This window comes from Parabacteroides sp. MSK.9.14, assembly GCF_019041495.1.
Taxonomy (GTDB): domain Bacteria; phylum Bacteroidota; class Bacteroidia; order Bacteroidales; family Tannerellaceae; genus Parabacteroides; species Parabacteroides merdae.
Window position 1 is genome coordinate 37,658 of the sequence record NZ_JAHPXO010000009.1, and the last position, 19,264, is coordinate 56,921.

Annotated in this window: 16 protein-coding genes; 10 read left to right on the plus strand and 6 right to left on the minus strand. The window is 45.8% G+C overall.

Annotated elements, in window-relative coordinates:
* Position 1: 1 nt before the first annotated feature.
* Together KTG12_RS06760 and KTG12_RS06765 are read left to right on the plus strand one after the other, a co-directional pair.
* Positions 2–1,201 (plus strand): ABC transporter permease, encoded by a 1,200-nt coding sequence (locus tag KTG12_RS06760; RefSeq protein WP_046451405.1) that lies wholly within the window; start codon positions 2–4, stop codon positions 1,199–1,201.
* A gap of 10 nt (positions 1,202–1,211) precedes the next feature.
* Positions 1,212–2,432, plus strand: coding sequence for an ABC transporter permease (locus tag KTG12_RS06765; RefSeq protein WP_046451406.1), 1,221 nt, complete (start codon positions 1,212–1,214; stop codon positions 2,430–2,432).
* 454 nt (positions 2,433–2,886) lie between these two features.
* Here KTG12_RS06765 and KTG12_RS06770 read toward each other — a convergent pair whose 3' ends face one another.
* From KTG12_RS06770 to KTG12_RS06785, 4 genes are all read right to left on the minus strand, one after another.
* On the minus strand, positions 2,887–5,046 hold the full coding sequence (locus tag KTG12_RS06770; protein WP_138272941.1) for a S46 family peptidase: 2,160 nt from the start codon (positions 5,044–5,046) through the stop codon (positions 2,887–2,889).
* 79 nt (positions 5,047–5,125) lie between these two features.
* The gene (locus KTG12_RS06775; RefSeq protein WP_036657638.1) at positions 5,126–5,593 is read right to left on the minus strand and encodes a CYTH domain-containing protein; all 468 of its coding nucleotides are present in this window, start codon (positions 5,591–5,593) and stop codon (positions 5,126–5,128) included.
* A 2-nt stretch (positions 5,594–5,595) separates the two neighbouring features.
* Positions 5,596–6,672: a DUF2027 domain-containing protein gene (locus KTG12_RS06780; protein WP_005642133.1), complete on the minus strand. Its 1,077-nt coding sequence runs from the start codon at positions 6,670–6,672 to the stop codon at positions 5,596–5,598.
* A 254-nt stretch (positions 6,673–6,926) separates the two neighbouring features.
* Positions 6,927–7,457, minus strand: coding sequence for a GNAT family N-acetyltransferase (locus tag KTG12_RS06785; RefSeq protein ID WP_216945416.1), 531 nt, complete (start codon positions 7,455–7,457; stop codon positions 6,927–6,929).
* 118 nt (positions 7,458–7,575) lie between these two features.
* Between KTG12_RS06785 and KTG12_RS06790 the strand changes: the two genes are divergently transcribed.
* From KTG12_RS06790 to KTG12_RS06825, 8 genes are all read left to right on the plus strand, one after another.
* On the plus strand, positions 7,576–8,796 hold the full coding sequence (locus KTG12_RS06790; protein ID WP_046451407.1) for an S-adenosylmethionine:tRNA ribosyltransferase-isomerase: 1,221 nt from the start codon (positions 7,576–7,578) through the stop codon (positions 8,794–8,796).
* Positions 8,797–8,852: 56 nt separating this feature from the next.
* Complete coding sequence (locus KTG12_RS06795) at positions 8,853–10,841, plus strand: OmpA family protein (RefSeq protein WP_046451408.1); 1,989 nt, start codon at positions 8,853–8,855, stop codon at positions 10,839–10,841.
* 213 nt (positions 10,842–11,054) lie between these two features.
* Positions 11,055–11,975 carry a DUF5106 domain-containing protein gene (locus KTG12_RS06800; protein WP_005640147.1) on the plus strand — a complete coding sequence of 307 codons (921 nt, stop codon included), beginning with the start codon at positions 11,055–11,057 and terminating at the stop codon, positions 11,973–11,975.
* Between the two features lie 8 nt (positions 11,976–11,983).
* Positions 11,984–12,784 (plus strand): M48 family metallopeptidase, encoded by an 801-nt coding sequence (locus tag KTG12_RS06805; protein WP_022322832.1) that lies wholly within the window; start codon positions 11,984–11,986, stop codon positions 12,782–12,784.
* Positions 12,785–13,054: 270 nt separating this feature from the next.
* Positions 13,055–13,684 carry a bifunctional nuclease family protein gene (locus KTG12_RS06810; protein WP_005640152.1) on the plus strand — a complete coding sequence of 210 codons (630 nt, stop codon included), beginning with the start codon at positions 13,055–13,057 and terminating at the stop codon, positions 13,682–13,684.
* A complete protein-coding gene (locus KTG12_RS06815; protein WP_022322831.1) occupies positions 13,681–15,003 on the plus strand; it encodes a NupC/NupG family nucleoside CNT transporter in 1,323 nt (440 codons plus the stop codon). The genes KTG12_RS06810 and KTG12_RS06815 overlap by 4 nt, the downstream gene beginning before the upstream one ends.
* Positions 15,004–15,045: 42 nt before the next feature.
* Positions 15,046–15,744, plus strand: coding sequence for a 16S rRNA (uracil(1498)-N(3))-methyltransferase (locus KTG12_RS06820; protein ID WP_022322830.1), 699 nt, complete (start codon positions 15,046–15,048; stop codon positions 15,742–15,744).
* 9 nt (positions 15,745–15,753) lie between these two features.
* The gene (locus tag KTG12_RS06825) at positions 15,754–16,314 is read left to right on the plus strand and encodes a sugar O-acetyltransferase (protein WP_138272940.1); all 561 of its coding nucleotides are present in this window, start codon (positions 15,754–15,756) and stop codon (positions 16,312–16,314) included.
* Between the two features lie 25 nt (positions 16,315–16,339).
* On the opposite strand, the gene guaA (KTG12_RS06830) is transcribed toward KTG12_RS06825, so the two are convergent.
* Positions 16,340–17,647, minus strand: coding sequence for a glutamine-hydrolyzing GMP synthase (gene guaA, locus KTG12_RS06830; RefSeq protein WP_005640161.1), 1,308 nt, complete (start codon positions 17,645–17,647; stop codon positions 16,340–16,342).
* Positions 17,648–17,707: 60 nt separating this feature from the next.
* Positions 17,708–19,228: a glutamine-hydrolyzing GMP synthase gene (gene guaA, locus KTG12_RS06835; RefSeq protein ID WP_005640163.1), complete on the minus strand. Its 1,521-nt coding sequence runs from the start codon at positions 19,226–19,228 to the stop codon at positions 17,708–17,710.
* Between the last annotated feature and the right edge of the window lie 36 nt (positions 19,229–19,264).

Here is a 19,264-nt window from a genome sequence, read left to right on the forward strand (position 1 = left end):
AATGAACAATTTTAAGAATAGTGTGATGAATTGTCAATTTGTTCGGGTTTTTCGAAGAGAACTTGTACGGATGGTCTCGAGACGTCTCTATTTCGGGGTGTGCGTCGTGCTGCCACTGTTCTGTATCTTCTTCATGTCCACTATCTTCGGAAACGGACAGATGGAGAACATACCCGTCGGTGTCGTCGATGAAGACAATACCTCCATGTCGAGGGAAGTCGTGCGGACTGTCGAAGCCGTTCCCACTTTCAAGGTTACACACCGCTATGTCGACGAGACGGCAGCCCGGTGTGCTACCCAATCGAAAGAGATATACGGCTACCTCGTGATCCCCACCGGCTTCACGGCTGATGCTATAGCTGGACGGCAGGCGACGCTTGCCTACTACTACCATTATGCTCTTCTGAGCGTAGGCGGTGAGGTGCGCGGCGCTTTCGAAGCCGTCCTTCGTCAACTTTCGATGGCTCCGGTCGTAATGCAAGCCACCGCCTTGGGTATCGGGGAGGAGCGGGTTGCCACCTTTCTGCTCCCCGTCAAGGCGAGCAGTCATCCTCTGTTCAATCCCGATCTGGACTATTCGGTCTACTTGAGCAATCCTTTCTTCTTTATCCTTTTCCAGGTCATTATCCTGCTGACAACGGTCTATGTTATTGGTGGTGAGGTCAAGTTCGGGACAGGGGCGGAGTGGCTCTCAACAGCAGGCGGCAATATCCTGACGGCGGTAGTGGGAAAGCTGTTGCCCTATACCGTTATCTTTAGCCTGATGAGCATATTGGCGAACTACGTCATGTTCGGCCTTATGCACATACCGTTCTCATGCGGTTTCTGGCCGCTCAACCTAACGGCGATCTTGTTTGTCGTCTCGACACAAGCGTTGGCGGTCTTCATCTTTTCCGTTTTTCCCGTGCTTAGTATCATTATCAGTATCGTGTCGATGGTCGGTTCGCTCGGTGCAACGCTGTCAGGGGTGACTTTTCCCGTGCCCTCGATGTACGCTCCGGTGTATTATGCCTCCTACTTGTTCCCTGTTCGCCACTTCACTGAGATATACCAGAACTTGCTTTATGGGGATTACGGCTTTGCTTGGACTTGGATGAATTACGTTGCGCTGCTCTGCTTCCTTCTTCCTGCGCTGCTGATGTTGCCTCGTCTGAAGAAAGCGATTGTGAACGAAGAGATGTGGAGGCATCTCGTCTCTTAAAAAAAGAAATATGAATATGAAGGTAATATCTGTTATACACGATGAGTTCAAGACGATTGCCGGCAGCTATGCCATCCTGCTTGTACTGATGGGCGGCATCTTTGTTTACGGCTTGCTTTACAATTATATGTACGCTCCCGACTTGGTCCGTAAAGTTCCGGTTGCCGTTGTCGATCATTCTCATAGTGAACTGAGCCGCCACTATGTCCGCCTGCTTGACGCTACCCCGCAGGTCAATGTCGTGACTACGGCTACCGGTTATCCGGAAGCCCAGGATATGATGAAGTCGGGCAGGGTGGCTGGTATTCTCTATCTGCCGGATGACTTCGAAGATCGTGTTGCCCGTGGTGAAGAGTCTGTTTTCATCATGTACGAGACGACAAGTGCTTTCCTTTACTACCTTGCCATGCAGGAAGCTTCGGCCGCCTCCATGTTGGCGCTGAACGATGACTACCGGCCGGAGATGTTGGTATTCCTGCCTAAGGAGGCTACCACGAAGCTAGCCTCTGCCCAGGCAGTCGAGGTGGTCGGGACTGCCCTCTACAACCCGACTGAGGGTTATGGAACTTACCTGATTCCTTCGGTTCTGGTCGTGATCATCTTCCAGACGTTGATGATGGTGATCGCTATGATTAGTGGCGACGAACGGTATAGCGGCTTGATTGTCCGTTTTGCCGGCAATCCTGTGAACCTCTCTTTGGAACGGATGGCGCAGGTTGTGATCGGCAAGACATTTGTCTATGGTATGTTGTATGCGGTTTTCGCTTTGTTCCTATTAGGGTTGATCCCCTTGATGTTCGGCCTCCCAGATATCGGCAACCCGCTATATGTCATTATGCTGATGATTCCTTTCTTGTTGGCGACTAGTTTTTTCGGGCTTACGGCGTCCCTGTTCTTTACGGACTCCGATGCGCCGCTTCTGATGATCGCCTTCTTTTCTGTCGGCCTCATCTTTCTTTCCGGTGTCTCATACCCGATGGAACTGATGCCTTGGTATTGGAAATTGGTGCATTATCTCATCCCGGCAGCCCCGGCGACAATGGCCTATGTCAAGCTGAACTCGATGGGGGCTTCGATGAGCGAGATACACCCCGAATATATTACCTTGTGGGTACAGTGTGCATTTTATTTTGTGACGGCATGTTTGGTTTATAGGTATAATATCCGGAAAGCGATGGCAAAAAGTGCTTCTCTGGCAATAACTGATGACTTTTCATCCCATAAGTCATAGCTTTTGTTGTCACCTTTTGCTTGTACCTTTTGTTTCATAAAGGTTTAAGAGATGAAGGTAAGCTCATGTCCTCCTTCACTCTTACGAATTACCTTCACCTTCCATAAGCCTTGTTAAACAAAGCATATGATTAGAAGGTGAATGGTAAACCATAAAGTTGTCGAAAACATTTATTCAAAAGTAGTCGTGAGTCGTTTTATTAGGTTTCCTGTCCCTTGGAAGATAGCCTAAAGGTGAAAAAATATAGCCTATGACCTATACGAGGACAGGCTATAGGGAGATGATAAAAAGGGTATAGGCTTTTCGGAAATAGCCTATACCCTTTTGAGAATGCTGCCGACAGTTTGTTTTATGAAAAACAAAATATAACACCCGTAAAGCATAGTGTTATCTTTATGAGTTAGGGTAGTTAATGCATAGCGTTATGACCTGCCAAGTCTCTCTTGGTGTAAAGTTATTCTTCAATTTCCATCTCATCCAACAAATATCCCGCTCCGGCATATTTGTCCATGATGAAGAGAACGTAGCGGATGTCGACAATGATACTGCGTTGGTAATCGGGGAGATATTGGATGTCGCCGCCGACTCCTTCCCAATTGCGGTCGAAATTGATACCGATCAATTCACCGTCTGCATTCATCACAGGGCTACCGGAGTTCCCACCGGTCGAATGGGTGGTTGTGCTGAAGGCAACTGGCATTTTTCCGTCGGAAGTTTTGTAGCGTCCGAAATCTTTGGCAGCATACAGTTCTTTCAGGCGGGTTGGTACTACGAATTCCCAGTTGGTGGAATCTTCTTTTTCCATCACTCCGTCCAGTGTTGTCTGATGGCCATAGTAGTCGCAGTCGCGCGGGCTGTACCCTTTTACCTGTCCGTAGGTGAGGCGCAGGGTAAAGTTGGCGTCGGGAAAATTGGCACGATCGCCGTACATGGCCAGCAAACCTTTTACATAACTACGGTGAGCCATTGCATACCCATCTTCAAATCCTTTTAACGCATTCTTCAGATTGGCTTCTTCTGCACGGACAGACTTGGCAAAAAGAATCATCGGGTCGTTTTCCAGTGCTTTGACAGACGGACGAGAGAGGAATTTATTGAAATTATCCTCACTGCCGAAGATGGATTTCTCGAACAGATAGTCGACGAATCGGTCTGTGTCTCCTTTGAACTTCTTGTCGATTAATTCGAAATAGGTCGGTTGCGCTTTCGGATCGACTTGGCTGCGGTACTCTTTCAGCATCACTTTGGCGATTTTCTTATCTACGTCGGCCGAGTAATTGCTGTTGGCAAATCCATGATAAGCCCGTTCCAACAGCCGGAGTTGTTCCTGTCTGGCTTTTTTGTCTTTCCCTTTCAAGGCTTCTATGACCATATCCATTTGGGTTGGCACACTTGTAAATTCAATTCCTCGCAGGATCGCTTCATCCAACATCCAACTGCGGAAACGTAGGTCTTTACGGTCCGATACGATCTGTTCGATCGCCATCAGGGCATCGGGGTAGCTCGGTTCGCACATTTTGTTGGACCAGGCAATCAGTTTGTCCTGTTCCTCCTTTTTTATTTGTTCGAAATTACGTTTTTTTATGGCCCAGTTGCTACCGATCGCATTTTTGTAAGCATTCGTTGAGCCTGCATATTTGCTGGCATACTGAATCCGGACAGCTGGATCTTTCAACATCTCGTCCAACATAACTTTCTGGCGCAAGTCACGGATGTGGATACGGATCGTGTTGTCAATATCACGGCGTTCCGCCACTTCCCAGGAAGTATAATATTTATTGGTACGGCCGGGAAATCCCATCATCATGGCATAGTCATTTTCCTGGACGCCTTTCAATGAGATCTTGAACCAGCGTTTCGGACGAAGCGGGACATTCTTGTCAGAGTAAGGAGCCGGATTGCCGTTCGCATCGGCATAGACACGGAAAACGGAGAAGTCGCCTGTATGGCGCGGCCACATCCAATTGTCGGTATCTGCGCCGAACTTTCCGATCGATGAGGGAGGAGCTCCTACCAGGCGGATATCGGAATAGATTTTCTTTGTGAACATGAAATACTGGTTACCGCCATAGAACGCCTTTATCTCAACTTCTGTGCCTGGATTGTCCTGCAGGAACTTTTCTCCGACTTTTGCTTTTGCCAGTCCGTTCAGAAATTTCGGAGATAGGAAGTTCATGCTGTTAGGATCGGTATCTTTTTTCAGTTCCTTTTTCACATAGTCGGTCACGTCTTCTATTTTATCGATGAAAGTGACGGTCATGCCGGGGTTCGGAAGTTCCTGATCGCGCGACATGGCCCAGAAGCCGTCTGTCAGGTAGTCATGTTCCAGCGTGCTGTGGCGCTGGATGCAACCGTAGCCGCAATGATGGTTGGTCAGGAGCAATCCTTCCGGCGAAACGATCTCGCCCGTACAACCGCCTCCGAAAATGACGACGGCATCTTTCAAGGAAGCTGAGTCGGGGCTATAGATATCATAATCCTGCAATTTAAGTCCCAAAGCTTGCATTTCTGGGAATCTTTGTCCTTTCAGTAGAGGCAGCAGCCACATACCTTCATCGGCTGCTACCGGTAGCGACAGGATGGCTGCCGCGAGGGAGATGATGAGTTTGTTCATTGATTTATAATTTGTGATTTATAAATTATGATTTCAGGTTTATGACTTTATCGTCTTCATAAATCTGAAATCATAAATCTTACCATTGTTTGTACGGATATTTTGTCAGCATCGAGTTGTAGTAACGACGATCTCCGCTGACCTCGTGTCCGACCCAGTCCGGCCGTTCAAAAGGTTCGTCTTCAGAAGCCAATTCGATTTCCGCTAAGATCAGTCCTTCGTTGTCGCCGTGGAAGACGTCGACTTCCCAGGTGTGTTTCCCGACAGGGACCAGATTGCGTACTTTGTCGATAATACCGGGTTCGCAGAGTTTCAACAGTTCTTCCGCATCCGCGGGTGGTATCTTCTGCTCGAACTCGTAGCGGCTCAACCCATTCTCGTCCGATGCACCTTTGATCGTGAGGAATCCTTCTTCCCCCCGGATGCGTATCCGTACCGTCCGTCCGGGTTGTGAGCAGATATATCCCTGCATGATACGTTCGGATTTGGAAACCTGTTTGCTGAAATCCCCTTTTACCAGAAATTTCCTTTCAATTTCAATCGCCATGATCATTTGATTGTTACCATCGTTGCCCCGAAGCCGTATTCACGGAAAGAGGCATCCTGGTAATAATATTGTTTGTATTTTGTTTTCAGTTCTTTCTCGATTGCTTTGCGCAGTACCCCGTCACCTTTACCGTGGATGAAGACGATTTTCTGTCCTTTGTTGGCGGCATATTTGGCGAGCACTTCATGGAATTTCTCCAACTGGTAATCCAGCATATCCGCATTACTCAGCCCGTTGGTGTTGTCCAGCAGTTCGGTGATATGCAGGTCCACTTCCAGAATTGAGCTGTCGGTTACTTTCTTCTTGACGATCGTTTGGGGGACACGGCGGTCTTCGTGCACCTTCTGCTGCATGGCTTGCTGGAGTTCGGCAGCAGAGATCAGTAATTCTTTTTCGGGGATGTCCTGGCGTACGATTGGGTATACCATTGCATCTTCATCGAAAAAATCATTTTCCATGAAGCAGTGTTGTTTGTAAAATTTGACCGTATCGAGATGGAGTTCTACCGAAATGGCATTCTTCAATGAATAAGGTTTGTCTTTTTTGAAAGCGATCAGTTGTACGCAAATACGTTCCAAGTCGTTCAACTCTTCTTTACCGAATTCTTCCAGGAAGATCTGTGTATTCGGCTCCACAATGCCGTTATAGCGGCTGATCCAGCTATTGTTCTGGCGATTCATATAGTTGAAAAACAGATAGTAATTGCTGTCATTGATAAAATAGGTTTCATAGCCGCTTCCCTGTATCACTTTGGCAGGCTCTATCGGGAGGTAAGCCAAATAGATGTTCAGCCGTTCGCCTTCTATGGTTTCCGTTACCTTTTCTACTTCGGGTTGAGGTTCCGGTTTCTTAGGTTGCGGGACAGCAGCCTGTGTCACGGAAGGCAGCGGTGAGCGTCGGGAGCTGTGTACCTGCATCTCGCTGTCTCCTACGACTACACATTCGCGGATCAATGCCGGTACTTCGAATCCGTCTTCATCTTCCACCAAAACTTGATCTTTCCCTTTGAAACTACGAACGACACCTCCACCGGTGCTGTTCAGGAAGCGCACTTTGTCTCCTACTTTTATGTTACTCATCATTCTATTTACTTTTGTTATTTGCTACAAAAGTAGTAAATCCTGAAGAGTAATACCTGTTCTTGTTGATATTTTCTGGTGAATGCACTTGCCGACTAAAAGTTTCATCTTATGAAACGGTTTGGAACTTCAAGAGCCACTTATAAAGCAGAAAGGGTTTTTGACTATTCGTATTTATTTTTTGAGTTCTTTCGGGATATTGATCTCCATGCAATATGAAAACGGATAGTTTTTTCCCTGCTTTCTCTTCTCGGTTATTCCGTAAATGGTTTGGCATACTGGATCATGCCTTGTACGTCTTTAAGGCTTTTCGGACGCAATTCGATTGCCATGCAATATTCGTGGGGAACATCGAAAGGAAATTCGATGCCGGAGTCTATGGCTTGTTTATAGCCGAATCTCGGAAAGTAGTCCTTATGTCCTAGTAAGACGACAGAACCGTATCCCAGTTCGGTGGCTCGTTTGTGTGCTTCACGGATCAAGGCTGATCCGATCCCCCGATTTTGATATTCAGGGAGAACTGAAACGGGAGCTAACCCTAAAGAGGTGACGGATTTGTTTTCTGAAACGATTTCGACTTTTGTCATCAGGATATGGCCGATAATTTCTTCGTCAACCTCGGCAACCAATGAAAGCTCTGGGATAAAAGCGTCTGTTTGACGTAGTTGATCTACTAAAAAAGGTTCGTTATGGTCGCTGTCTTCCATATCTCTGAAAGCGAGTTCTACTACTTTATGAACTGCTTCATAGTCTTTTATCTGTTCTTGTCTGATATTGAAATCCATCGGTTTATATCTTTAGGTTTATAATTTTCTGCTAAGATAAGAAGAATACGACAAAATGTCAATAAATTTGTACTTTTGCAATCCGGTTCGATTAAAAGAGCCTGTAATAGTAAAAGTCATGACAACAAAGACGCAACAGATACGCATCGAAGATTTTGATTATCCGCTGCCTGACGAGCGGATCGCCAAGTTCCCGTTACCCAAACGGGATGAATCGAAGCTCTTATTATATAAAGAAGGAAAAGTCAGCGAGAGTATATTCAAGCATATTACGGATTATTTGCCGGAGGGTTCTCTGATGGTATTCAATAATACACGGGTGATCCAGGCACGTCTTCTGTTTCAGAAAGAGACAGGGGCGAAGATCGAGATTTTCTGTCTGGAGCCGGTCGAGCCGCATGATTATGCTTTGGTTTTTCAACAGACTGAATGTTGCCGCTGGACTTGTTTGGTCGGCAATCTGAAGAAATGGAAAGAAGGACTTTTGAAGAAGGAGGTGCAGCTCGACGGTGAGACTGTTATACTGAAAGCGGAAAAATTGCAGACCTGCGGGGACAGCTACCTCATCGAGTTTACGTGGGATCATCCGACTTGTACGTTTGCTGATCTGTTAGATGCAGCGGGCGTATTGCCGATTCCTCCTTATTTGAATCGCGAAACTGAGAAAAGCGATTTGCAGACCTACCAGACGGTTTACTCCAAGATAAAAGGTTCGGTGGCCGCCCCGACAGCGGGTTTGCATTTTACACCGGAAGTTCTGGCTGCTATCGATGCTCAGGGAATCGGACGGGAAGAACTGACGCTCCATGTCGGAGCCGGGACGTTCAAACCCGTGAAAAGCGAGACGATCGAAGGGCATGAGATGCATACCGAATTTATTTCGGTGCGCCGGAGTTCGATCGAACGGATCAAGAATAACCTCGGTAAGATTATTGCGGTCGGCACGACTTCGGTCCGTACGCTTGAAAGCCTCTATTATATGGGTGTCACGTTGGCTTCGAATCCGGATGCCACAGCCGATGAACTGATCGTCAAACAATGGATGCCTTACGAAGAGACGAATAACAGGTTAACAGCTGATGAAGCTTTGCAAAATATTTTGGATTATCTGGACCGACACCAGGCGGACAAGTTGGTGACGGCTACCCGGATCATTATCGCTCCAGGCTATGAGTTCAAGATCGTACGTGGTATTGTGACCAATTTCCATCAGCCGAAAAGCACGTTGTTGTTGCTGATATCCGCTTTTGTGAAAGGGGATTGGAAAAATATTTATGATTATGCCTTAAGGCATGATTTCCGTTTTTTGAGTTACGGGGACAGCTCGCTGTTGTTGTAATGATCATACAATAAATAGTACATAATCCTGTTTATATAAAACATAGATTATAGCAAATGAGACAATTTACCCCATATTTGTTCCTGTTGTTGGCTGCGTCTTTTCTGTATTCCTGTAAATCAGCGAAGTTGAGCGATGCGGAAGAGAAGCAGCGTATCGGCGAATATTTTGAAGCGGCGGCCATTTACCGGAAAGTATATACGAAGACTCCTCCTGCCAAGCGAGACTTGCGTGGATATATCGCTTTCAGGATGGCAGAGTGTAACCGTCTGATCAACAATACACCGCGTGCGACCAGTGCTTATATGAACGCGCTCAGGTATAAGTATCCGGACAGTATCGTGAATCTTCGCTTGGGGCAGATGTACCAGAAGAGCGGACGTTATGGAGAAGCAGTCAAATATTACAACGACTACCTGCTGGCGGAACCGGGCAGCGTATTGGCCTTTAACGGCGTGACCGGTTGCGAGGAGGCCGTGAAATGGAAACAGTCGCCGACCCGCTATACGGTGAAGCGGATGGACAAGTTTAACTCCCGCCGTTCCGAATTCAGTCCGATGTTGTACGGTGAAAAGTACGATCAACTGTATTTTGCTTCTACCCGTACCCCGAAAGGAGCCGGGAAAGATAAGGAAGAAACGAATAGTGCCATCACCGGACAGCGTAACAACGATTTATTTCTGGTAAAGCAGGACGAGAATGGAGCTTGGTTGGCTCCGGTCGAACTCGAAGACGAGGTGAATACCGAGTTTGACGAGGGAACGCCTTCTTTTTCCAAAGACGGGAATACGATGTATTACACCTATTGCGCACAGGATCCGGAAGGGCCGCGTACTTCTGAAATCTATATATCTTCCCGCAGCAGTGCCAAATGGGGAAAAGGAACCAGGGCGAATATCGTAAAAGATTCGGTGACGGCTCTCGGCCACCCTTCGATATCGCCGGACGGCAAGTATCTGTATTTTGTGTCGGATGCCGTAGGTGGTTATGGAGGCAAAGACCTGTTTCGGGCGCGTGTCGTGGGCAGTGACTTCGGACCGATGGAAAATCTGGGGCCTGATATTAATACGCCTGGTGATGAGATGTTTCCTTATGTGCGGGATTCCGTAACGCTTTATTTTGCTTCCGATGGACATCCGGGAATGGGTGGGTTGGATATTTTCAAAGCAACCTTGGACAGCACGGGCAAGTGGAATGTCGAGAATATGAAGGCGCCGATCAACTCGTCCGGCGATGATTTCGGTATCACGTTTGCCGGAAATAAAGAAAGTGGCTTTTTTAGTTCCAATCGCAATGATGCGCGTGGATATGACCATTTGTATTCTTTCGAATTGCCGGTTATCACTATCTTTATCGAAGGTATCGTGTCGGATGTGGACGAGAACCCGATAGAAGATGCTACGGTCCGTATTGTCGGAAGGGATGGTTTGAACGAAAAAGTTTTGGCAAAGAAAGACGGTAAGTACAGGGTTGAACTGGAACGTGATATCCGCTATGTGATGATGGCAAGCGCACGTGGATACTTGAATCAGAATTTTGAGTTGAAAACAGGGCCGGAGGAGAAGAACGAAACATATATCGTGGACTTTTTCCTTTCCCCGATCAGTAAACCTGTCGTGATCGAAAATATTTTCTATGATTTCGACAAGGCGACTTTGCGTCCGGAATCGAAGAAAGCGTTGGATGAAATGATTAAGATGCTGAACGACAATCCGAATGTAACGATCGAGTTAGGAGCGCATACTGACCGGAAAGGTTCGGAGCAGTACAACGAACGGTTGGCGCAGCGGCGAGCACAGTCGGTTGTCGACTATCTGATTGCCGGAGGAATTGCCCAAGACCGACTTGAGGCTAAAGGGTATGGCGAAAGTGTTCCTAAAGCAATCAATAAGAGGATGGCCAAGAATTATGATTTCCTGAATGAAGGAGATGTCCTGACCGAAGAATTCATAGAAAGAATGACTCCTGAGCAGCAAGAGATTGCAGATCAGATAAACCGTCGGACGGAATTTAAAGTCTTGCGGACGAACTATAATTTATTTTGATTTATCGATAAGGTAAAAAAATATAAGGTACCTCGAATTTTAACCTGTAGCTCGTAAGAGGTTATCTACAGAACACCGACATTTTTTTTCTGAATGAGCCAGTCGGTTTTCGGATAACCTCTTACTTTTTTCCATAAGACCGTTAATTATTTGTTTCTCTGGTTTTTTAATTGCTGATAAATCATATCTTTGCGGGAATAAAAACAAGATACTATGAGGATAAGAATACTTTACCTATTATTTTTTATATTGATCTTTTGCAACTGCAACGGCCAACAGGTGGAGAAAACGGAAGCAGGAAACACGAAAGAACATACTTTTCAAATGGTTTCTGTTCCCAGTGTCATTACAGAACCGGAAGAACGCGCCGCTTACTTGGTAAAACATTATTGGGATAAGTTCGATTTTACGGATACAACTCTGATTCATTTCCCGGAAATTACGGAGCAAGCGACTTCCAATTATATCGATATGATGAAATATGTCCCGGCGAAAGTGGCCGCTTCTTCTATCAAAGAGATGATGAGTAAAGCGTCGACCGATAGTTCGATGTTCGTCTATTTTTCCGGCCTGTATGAAAAATATCTTTATGATCCGAATTCTCCCATGAGGGATGAGTCTTTGTATATTTATGTATTGGATGCTGTATTGGAAGCTCCGTTTCTGGATGAAGTCAGTAAAATACGTCCGGCCCATTTGCTCGAATTAGCTCTTAAGAACAGGGTGGGAGAACCGGCTACAGATTTCACGTACACGCTGGTGGACGGTAAAAAAGGAACTTTGTATCGTACGAAAGCTGATTGTCTACTCTTGTTTTTCTATAATCCGGATTGCCATGCCTGTAAGGAAATTACGGATCAGCTCGCTGCTTCGCCGTTTGTGACGGAGTGGATCAAGAATAACAAGCTTAAAATCCTGGCTGTTTACCCGGATGAGGATTTGGAGGCCTGGAAAAAACATATTTCCTATATGCCTGCAGGCTGGATCAATTCTTATGACAGTACGGTGAGTTTGAAAAATGATGAGATTTATGATCTGAAAGCGATACCGACCCTTTATCTGTTGGACAAGGATAAAAAAGTTGTATTGAAGGATGTGACATTTAATCAGGTAGAGAATTATTTAAAACAATAACAAACGATATGAAAGTAAGGACTATTTTATTATCAATGGTTTTAGTTGCCGGAGTCAGCCTGAATGTTTCGGCTCAGTTTAAAATCGGAGGTAAATCCATCAATACTAAAAAATTAGTGAATGCAGCATCCGATGTAGCAAAAGCGGTGACTTTGTCGGACGAGGACGTGGCTGCCATGGCTCGCGAGTATATCCAGTGGATGGATACGCATAATGAGATTGCCGGACCGGAAACGGCGATGGGACAGCGTTTGGCAAATCTGACGAAAGATATCAAGGTCGAAGGTCTCGATCTGAATTTTAAGGTGTATAATGTGATCGACGTGAACGCGTTTGCTTGCGGCGACGGAAGCGTTCGTGTTTGTGGAGGCTTGATGAAGATTATGGATGATAATGAAGTGCTGGCCGTTATCGGTCATGAGATCGGTCATGTTTTACATACGGATTCGAAAGACGCCATGAAGCAGGCTTATCTGACTTCGGCCTCCAAGAATGCTGTCGGGGCTGCCAACAATACGGTTGCCAAGCTGACCGATTCGCAATTGGGGAGTTTGGCCGAAACGCTTGCCAGTGCACAGTATTCGCAAAAGCAGGAGAATGCGGCAGACGATTATGGCTTTGAGTTCAGTATCGCGAACGGTATCGATCCTTATAGTATGTATAATTCGCTTAATAAACTCTTGGAATTAAGTGTGGAAGCTCCCAAATCATCTAAGTTCCGCCAACTGTTTTCGAGTCATCCCGAAACACAAAAGCGTGTCAAAAGGATGAAAGAAAAAGCGGATGAATATACAAAGAATCAGCAATAAACTGTTAATCACCTTTAAACAGTCGATTTGCAGGCTAAAATAATGCTAAAAAAATAAATATTCTGCCGTAAAACTATGCTGAATAACATAAAATCTATATATTTGCACTGTGTTTTTCATGGTATTAGATTTAAGGTTAGCAATGAAGATTGGTTGTCGTGATGACAACCTTTTCTTTTTTTAGGCCCTTTGTATTTTTCTTTTCTTTCGAAAGTTTTTAAGATTCCGAAATAATATTACTTTTGTGTATTGACTAAAAAACTAAATAGTGTGGATACAAGAATAAAATTGCGGGTGCAAGGTTTAACGAACAGCCAGATACAGTCAGGTGCTTATGCCTTGATTCTTGCTGAAGAAGATGGGGTTCGCCGCATACCTATCATTGTTGGGACGTCGGAAGCCCAGTCTATTGCGATCGCTTTGGAACGCATCACGCCTCCTCGTCCTTTGACGCATGATTTGTTTGCAACTTTTGCACAGGCATTCGGTGTTCGTTTGTGTGAGGTTTTTATCTATAAGTTTGAAGATGGTGTATTTTATTCCGAACTGCTTTTTGAGGATGGAATAAAACAGATTCGCTTGGATTCGCGTACTTCCGATGCTATCGCCATCGCTTTGCGTGTGAAATGCGATATCTATACGACACCTGAGATTGTCCGTGAATGTGGTGTCGTGCTTGAAAATTCCGCAGAGGAGAAAGACAAGGACGATGATTCCATATTGGCTCTGGAGCCGGAGGAAATACATGATGAAACAAAGCTGAAAAAATGGCTTTCTCTTTTGGATGTCGATGAATTGTCGGATCGTTTGGATGAAGCGATAGCCGATGAGAACTACGAGTATGCAAAGATGTACAAAGATGAAATCCGGCGTCGTGAAGAGGAGGGCAGGTCTAGATGATAGAACAACAACTTGGTTTTAGTCTTGAGTCTTTTTTACGTGGTATAGTAGGGATTTCTACGGTGTTGGGGGTTGCTTATCTGATGAGTTACGATCGGAAACGGGTCGATTGGAAATTGGTGGGTGGCGGATTGTTTATGCAGTTTGTCTTTGCTCTTGCCGTATTGTATGTCCCTGTAGTCGGAATTGTTCTGGAATGGGTGGGCAAGGCTTTTATTAAGTTGATGGATTTTACTCAGTCCGGGGTTGCTTTCCTTTTAGGGCCGTTGGTAACTAAAAGTGAAGGGTTTATCTTTTTGTTGAACTCACTTCCGGTGGTGATTTTTTTCTCGGCCTTGGTTTCCTTATTTTATTATTGGGGGATTATCCAGCGCGTAGTGGGAGGATTTTCTTGGCTGCTACGACGTTTCATGAATATTTCCGGAGCCGAAGGATTGGTTGCGTCTGGCAATGTGTTTTTGGGAATGACGGAATCCCCTGTTTTGATCAAGAATTATCTGCCGGCGATGAACCGGTCGGAAATATTTCTGGTTATGGTTTCCGGAATGGGGACGATAGCCGGAACAGTGATGGGAACTTATATCGGTATGTTGGCGGGAGGTGATCCTGTGTCGAGGGTTCTGTTTGCGAAACATTTGCTTTCGGCCTCGCTGATGGCTGCTCCGGGTTCTATTGTTCTGGCTAAAATTCTTTGTCCGCAAACAGAAAAGGTCGACGACCGCTTGGTGAAGATGGAGAAGGTCGGACAGCATTCCACTGTATTGGATGCGTTGGCTGCCGGTACGTCGACGGGGGTACGTCTGATGGTGAATATCGCAGCGATGTTGCTTGTATTCATAGCAATGGTCGCACTTGCCAATTATATTTTGGAGGGTGTGATCGGACGCTATACCGGACTGAATGACTGGATCGTATCCATTACAGGCGGGAAGGCTCAAGGACTGACATTCCAGTTTATATTGGGAGTGATCTTATCTCCTTTTATGTGGCTGATCGGAGTTCCTTATCAGGATGTGATGCTGGTCGGTTCTTTGTTGGGACAGAAAACCATTTTAAACGAGTTTGTCGCTTATTTCCAGTTACAGGAATGGAAAGATGCCGGTTTGTTTCTGTATCAGAAATCTATTTTAATGTCTACCTATATCTTATGTGGTTTTGCTAATATCTCGTCTATTGGTATTTTGCTGGGAGGGATGGGCGTGTTGGCTCCCGAAAAGAGGGAACTGATCACTCGTTTCGGCTTTCCGGCTATGATTGCCGGTGCGTTGGTATCGGTACTTTCGGCTACGATAATAGGAATGATGTTAATTGTCAATTGACAATGGGGAAATCTTTTAATTTTTAACTTTTAATTTATTCAAGTGCAGATATTTTATACGCCGGAGATAGCTGTGAACCTAGAGCTTCCGGAAGAAGAAGCCGGGCATTGTATTCGTGTACTCAGGTTGACTGAAGGTGACGAGATTTTGTTGACGGATGGTAAAGGCTTTTTTTTTAAAGCGGCAATCAGCCGTGCCCATCCTAAGCATTGCGAAGTGAATATTCTGGAACAGTGGGAACAGCCTGCTTTATGGAACTTCAATCTTCATATAGCAGTGGCTCCGACCAAGAATATGGACCGTATGGAGTGGTTTGCGGAGAAAGCGACCGAGATCGGTATTAATGCCATTACTTGTTTGAACTGTCGTTTTTCCGAACGGAAGGAAATTAAGCCTGCCCGCTTGGAAAAGATTTTGGTCAGTGCAATGAAGCAATCACAGAAAGCGACTTTGCCGGAACTAAACGGAATGACCGATTTCCGCACGTTCGTTAGTCTGCCTTTTGCCGGTCGTAAGTTTATTGCCCATTGCGAGGAAGGGGTAAAACCTCTTTTGAAACAAACGTATCATCCGGGAGAAAACGCACTTGTCCTGATCGGTCCGGAAGGCGATTTCAGTCCCGAAGAAATAGCGCTTGCCTTAAAATGTGGATTCGAACCTATTTCGTTAGGCGAAAGTCGTTTGCGTACGGAAACGGCGGCATTGGTCGCTTGCCATACGATACATGTGTTGAATCAGTAATAACAAACAATGACCGAAAAAGAAAAATGCCGTCTCGGCCTGTTGTACGATGCTAATTATGATCCAGAAATATTGGCGGATCGTGAGCGTGCAAAAGAGTTACTTTATGATTATAACCGTTTACGTCCTTTCGAGCAGATCAGGCGGACGGAACTTCTGAAAAAACTTTTGGGGAAGACCGGGGAGAACTTGATCATAGAACCTCCTTTTGCCTGTGACTACGGGTATAACATAGAAGTGGGAGAGAACTTTTATGCGAATGTCAATCTGGTTATATTGGACGGGGCAAAGGTTTGTATAGGAGATAATGCTTTTATCGCCCCCAATGTCGGCATTTATACGGCAGGACATCCATTGGGTGCATCCGATCGCAACAAGGGCTTGGAGTATGCTTACCCGATCACGATCGGTAATAATGTATGGATCGGTGCCGGAGCCATCATCCTTCCTGGTGTTACAATAGGTAATAACGTGGTGATCGGAGCCGGTAGCGTGGTGACAAAAAATATACCCGCCTATTCACTTGCTGTCGGAAACCCTTGCCGGGTGATCAAGCGAATAGACGAGTAATATTTTTGAATGTTTCCTTTTTATCTTATTCCCATTCGATCGTCGCATTGGGTTTCGGAGACATATCGTAGCAAACGCGGTTGACGTTTTTGACTTCTTTTAGAATGCGGTCCGTAATCTTCATTAGGATATGCCAATCGACGGGTTCGATAGTAGCCGTCATGGCATCTACCGTATTGACGGCACGGATGATAACAGGCCATTCAAAGGAACGTGCATTGTCGCGTACACCTACGGATTTGAAGTCAGGCACAACGGTGAAATACTGCCAAACTTTCTTGTCTAATCCAGCTTTTTGGAATTCTTCACGCAGGATGGCATCCGCTTCTCGAACCGCTTCCAGTCTGTCGCGTGTGATAGCACCTAAGCAACGCACTCCTAAACCTGGACCGGGGAACGGCTGGCGGAAGACCATTTCGTAAGGCAAGCCCAATTCGAGACCGCAAGCGCGAACTTCGTCCTTGAACAACTGGCGTAATGGTTCGACCAATTCGAATTTCAGGTCTTCGGGCAGTCCACCTACGTTGTGGTGGGATTTCACCATCTTGGCTGTCTTTGTACCGCTTTCCACGATGTCGGGATAGATAGTACCTTGCGCTAAGAAGTCGATGCCATCCAGTTTGCGTGCCTCTTCTTCAAAGACACGGATAAATTCGCCACCGATAATTTTGCGTTTTTCTTCCGGATCGGCAACGCCAGCCAGCTTATCTAAGAAACGATCGGTAACGTCTTTATAAATCAGGTTTGCATTCAACTGGTTCTTGAAAACTTCAACGACATTTTCCGATTCACCTTTACGCATTAGACCGTGATTTACGTGTACGCAAACCAACTTGTCCCCGATAGCTTTCAGAAGCAATGCGGCAACAACGGAACTATCGACTCCGCCAGAAAGTGCCAACAATACCTTTCTGTCACCGACCTGACGTCTTACCAGTTCGATTTGGTCATTGACGAAGTTCGTCATATTCCAGTTCGCTTCGGCTTTACAAGTGTCGAATACGAATGTTTTTACCGATTCTTTGATAGCCTCCATGTCACTGGAGAATTCATTTAATTTTACTTCGCAGAGAGCCTTGTCGTGGCCGGCTGCCATAACAGGGATTCCAATCGAATAGATTCCCGGATTTACATCGATGGCGACACCGTCGATTACATTGTTAGGACCACCGTTGATGATGATACCTTTTACATTCGGAAGTGCTTTGAGTTCTTCAACCGTAATGTCGTGCGGATAGATTTCGCTATAGACACCCAATGCGCGGATTGCTCGTGCCAACACTGTGTTTTCATGACTGCCCAAATCCAGGATAACAATCATATCTTGTTTCATACGATTCTTTATTTTTTATTGGTTTTACATTATGTATACTTGAAATGCGGATATGGAATTTTACTCCCATTCGATTGTTGCGGGCGGTTTTGAGCTGATGTCGTAGACAACGCGGTTTACTCCTTTGACTTTGTTGATGATTTCGTTGGACACTTTCGCAAGGAATTCGTATGGGAGTTGCGCCCAGTCAGCCGTCATGGCATCCGTCGAGGTTACAGCACGCAAAGCAACCGTATTTTCGTAGGTCCGTTCGTCTCCCATAACACCTACGGACTGGATCGGGAGGAGAATCACTCCGGCCTGCCAGATTTTGTCGTACAAGCCCCATTCACGCATCAGCGACATATAGATATCGTCGGCCTCTTGCAAGATTCGTACTTTTTCCGGGGTGATATCACCTAAAATACGAATACCTAAACCGGGACCGGGGAACGGATGACGTTTGATCAGATGTGGTTGCATACCTAACTCCATACCGACACGACGTACTTCGTCTTTGAACAGAAGGCGTAGCGGTTCGACCAGTTTCAGGTTCATTTTGGCAGGCAGACCGCCTACATTATGATGGCTCTTGATAACAGTTCCGGTAATGGATAGCGATTCGATTACGTCCGGATAAATGGTACCTTGACCTAACCATTTTATATCTTTCAACTTGTGGGCCTCTTCGTCAAACACATCGATAAAACCTTTGCCGATGATCTTACGTTTCTTTTCAGGTTCGCTGACACCTGCCAGTTCCTTATAGAATTTCTCTTTGGCGTCGACTCCGATCACGTTCAGTCCCAAGTGTTCGTAATCTTTCAACACGTTTTCAAATTCATTCTTGCGCAACAAGCCGTGATCGACGAAGATGCAAGTCAGGTTCTTGCCGATAGCCTTGTGTAGTAAAACGGCTGTAACCGAAGAATCCACACCGCCGGAAAGCGCTAAGATTACTTTGTCGTCTCCCAATTGTTCTTTCAGTTCGGCAACGGTCGATTCGATAAAGGAGGCCGGTGTCCAGTCTTTGGCGCATCCGCAAATATTCAGGAAGTTGTTTAATAATTTAGTACCGTCAGTTGAGTGGAATACTTCCGGGTGGAATTGTACGCCCCAGGTTTGTTCACCTTCCACATGATAGGCAGCTGCTTTTACATCGTCCGTGCTGGCGATTACTTTGAAGTTTTCAGGAAGGACCGTGATGGTGTCTCCGTGTGACATCCAGATTTGTGAACCTACATTGATGCCTTTCAGCAATTCGTCTGTATTGTCGATATACGACAGGTTGGCACGTCCGTATTCGCGGGAGTCGGCCGGTTCAACGTTTCCGCCGGATGTATAAGCCAGGAATTGGGCTCCGTAACAGATTCCCAATACAGGATATTTACCGCGTATTTCACTTAAGTCAGCTTTGAACGCATTGGCGTCATATACGGAATAGGGACTTCCGGAAAGGATTACGCCTTTTACACCTGTAGCATCGTGGGGGAATTTGTTGTAGGGGACAATCTCGCAATACATATTCAACTCACGGACTCTACGCCCGATTAATTGAGTTGTTTGCGAGCCGAAATCAAGAATAATAAGTTTCTCGTGCATGCAAATTATTATTTAATTGAGTGGCACAAAGGTAGG

Excerpts from the sequence above, each read along its gene's own strand:
- KTG12_RS06825 (WP_138272940.1), top strand. The coding sequence starts at position 15,754 with ATGACCGAAAAAGAAAAATGCCGTCTCGGCCTGTTGTACGATGCTAAT.
- KTG12_RS06800 (WP_005640147.1), top strand. The coding sequence starts at position 11,055 with ATGAGGATAAGAATACTTTACCTATTATTTTTTATATTGATCTTTTGC.
- KTG12_RS06760 (WP_046451405.1), top strand. The coding sequence starts at position 2 with ATGAACAATTTTAAGAATAGTGTGATGAATTGTCAATTTGTTCGGGTT.
- KTG12_RS06795 (WP_046451408.1), top strand. The coding sequence starts at position 8,853 with ATGAGACAATTTACCCCATATTTGTTCCTGTTGTTGGCTGCGTCTTTT.
- guaA (WP_005640161.1), bottom strand. The coding sequence starts at position 17,647 with ATGAAACAAGATATGATTGTTATCCTGGATTTGGGCAGTCATGAAAAC.
- KTG12_RS06815 (WP_022322831.1), top strand. The coding sequence starts at position 13,681 with ATGATAGAACAACAACTTGGTTTTAGTCTTGAGTCTTTTTTACGTGGT.
- KTG12_RS06770 (WP_138272941.1), bottom strand. The coding sequence starts at position 5,046 with ATGAACAAACTCATCATCTCCCTCGCGGCAGCCATCCTGTCGCTACCG.
- guaA (WP_005640163.1), bottom strand. The coding sequence starts at position 19,228 with ATGCACGAGAAACTTATTATTCTTGATTTCGGCTCGCAAACAACTCAA.
- KTG12_RS06780 (WP_005642133.1), bottom strand. The coding sequence starts at position 6,672 with ATGAGTAACATAAAAGTAGGAGACAAAGTGCGCTTCCTGAACAGCACC.
- KTG12_RS06785 (WP_216945416.1), bottom strand. The coding sequence starts at position 7,457 with ATGGATTTCAATATCAGACAAGAACAGATAAAAGACTATGAAGCAGTT.
- KTG12_RS06805 (WP_022322832.1), top strand. The coding sequence starts at position 11,984 with ATGAAAGTAAGGACTATTTTATTATCAATGGTTTTAGTTGCCGGAGTC.
- KTG12_RS06765 (WP_046451406.1), top strand. The coding sequence starts at position 1,212 with ATGAATATGAAGGTAATATCTGTTATACACGATGAGTTCAAGACGATT.
- KTG12_RS06790 (WP_046451407.1), top strand. The coding sequence starts at position 7,576 with ATGACAACAAAGACGCAACAGATACGCATCGAAGATTTTGATTATCCG.
- KTG12_RS06775 (WP_036657638.1), bottom strand. The coding sequence starts at position 5,593 with ATGGCGATTGAAATTGAAAGGAAATTTCTGGTAAAAGGGGATTTCAGC.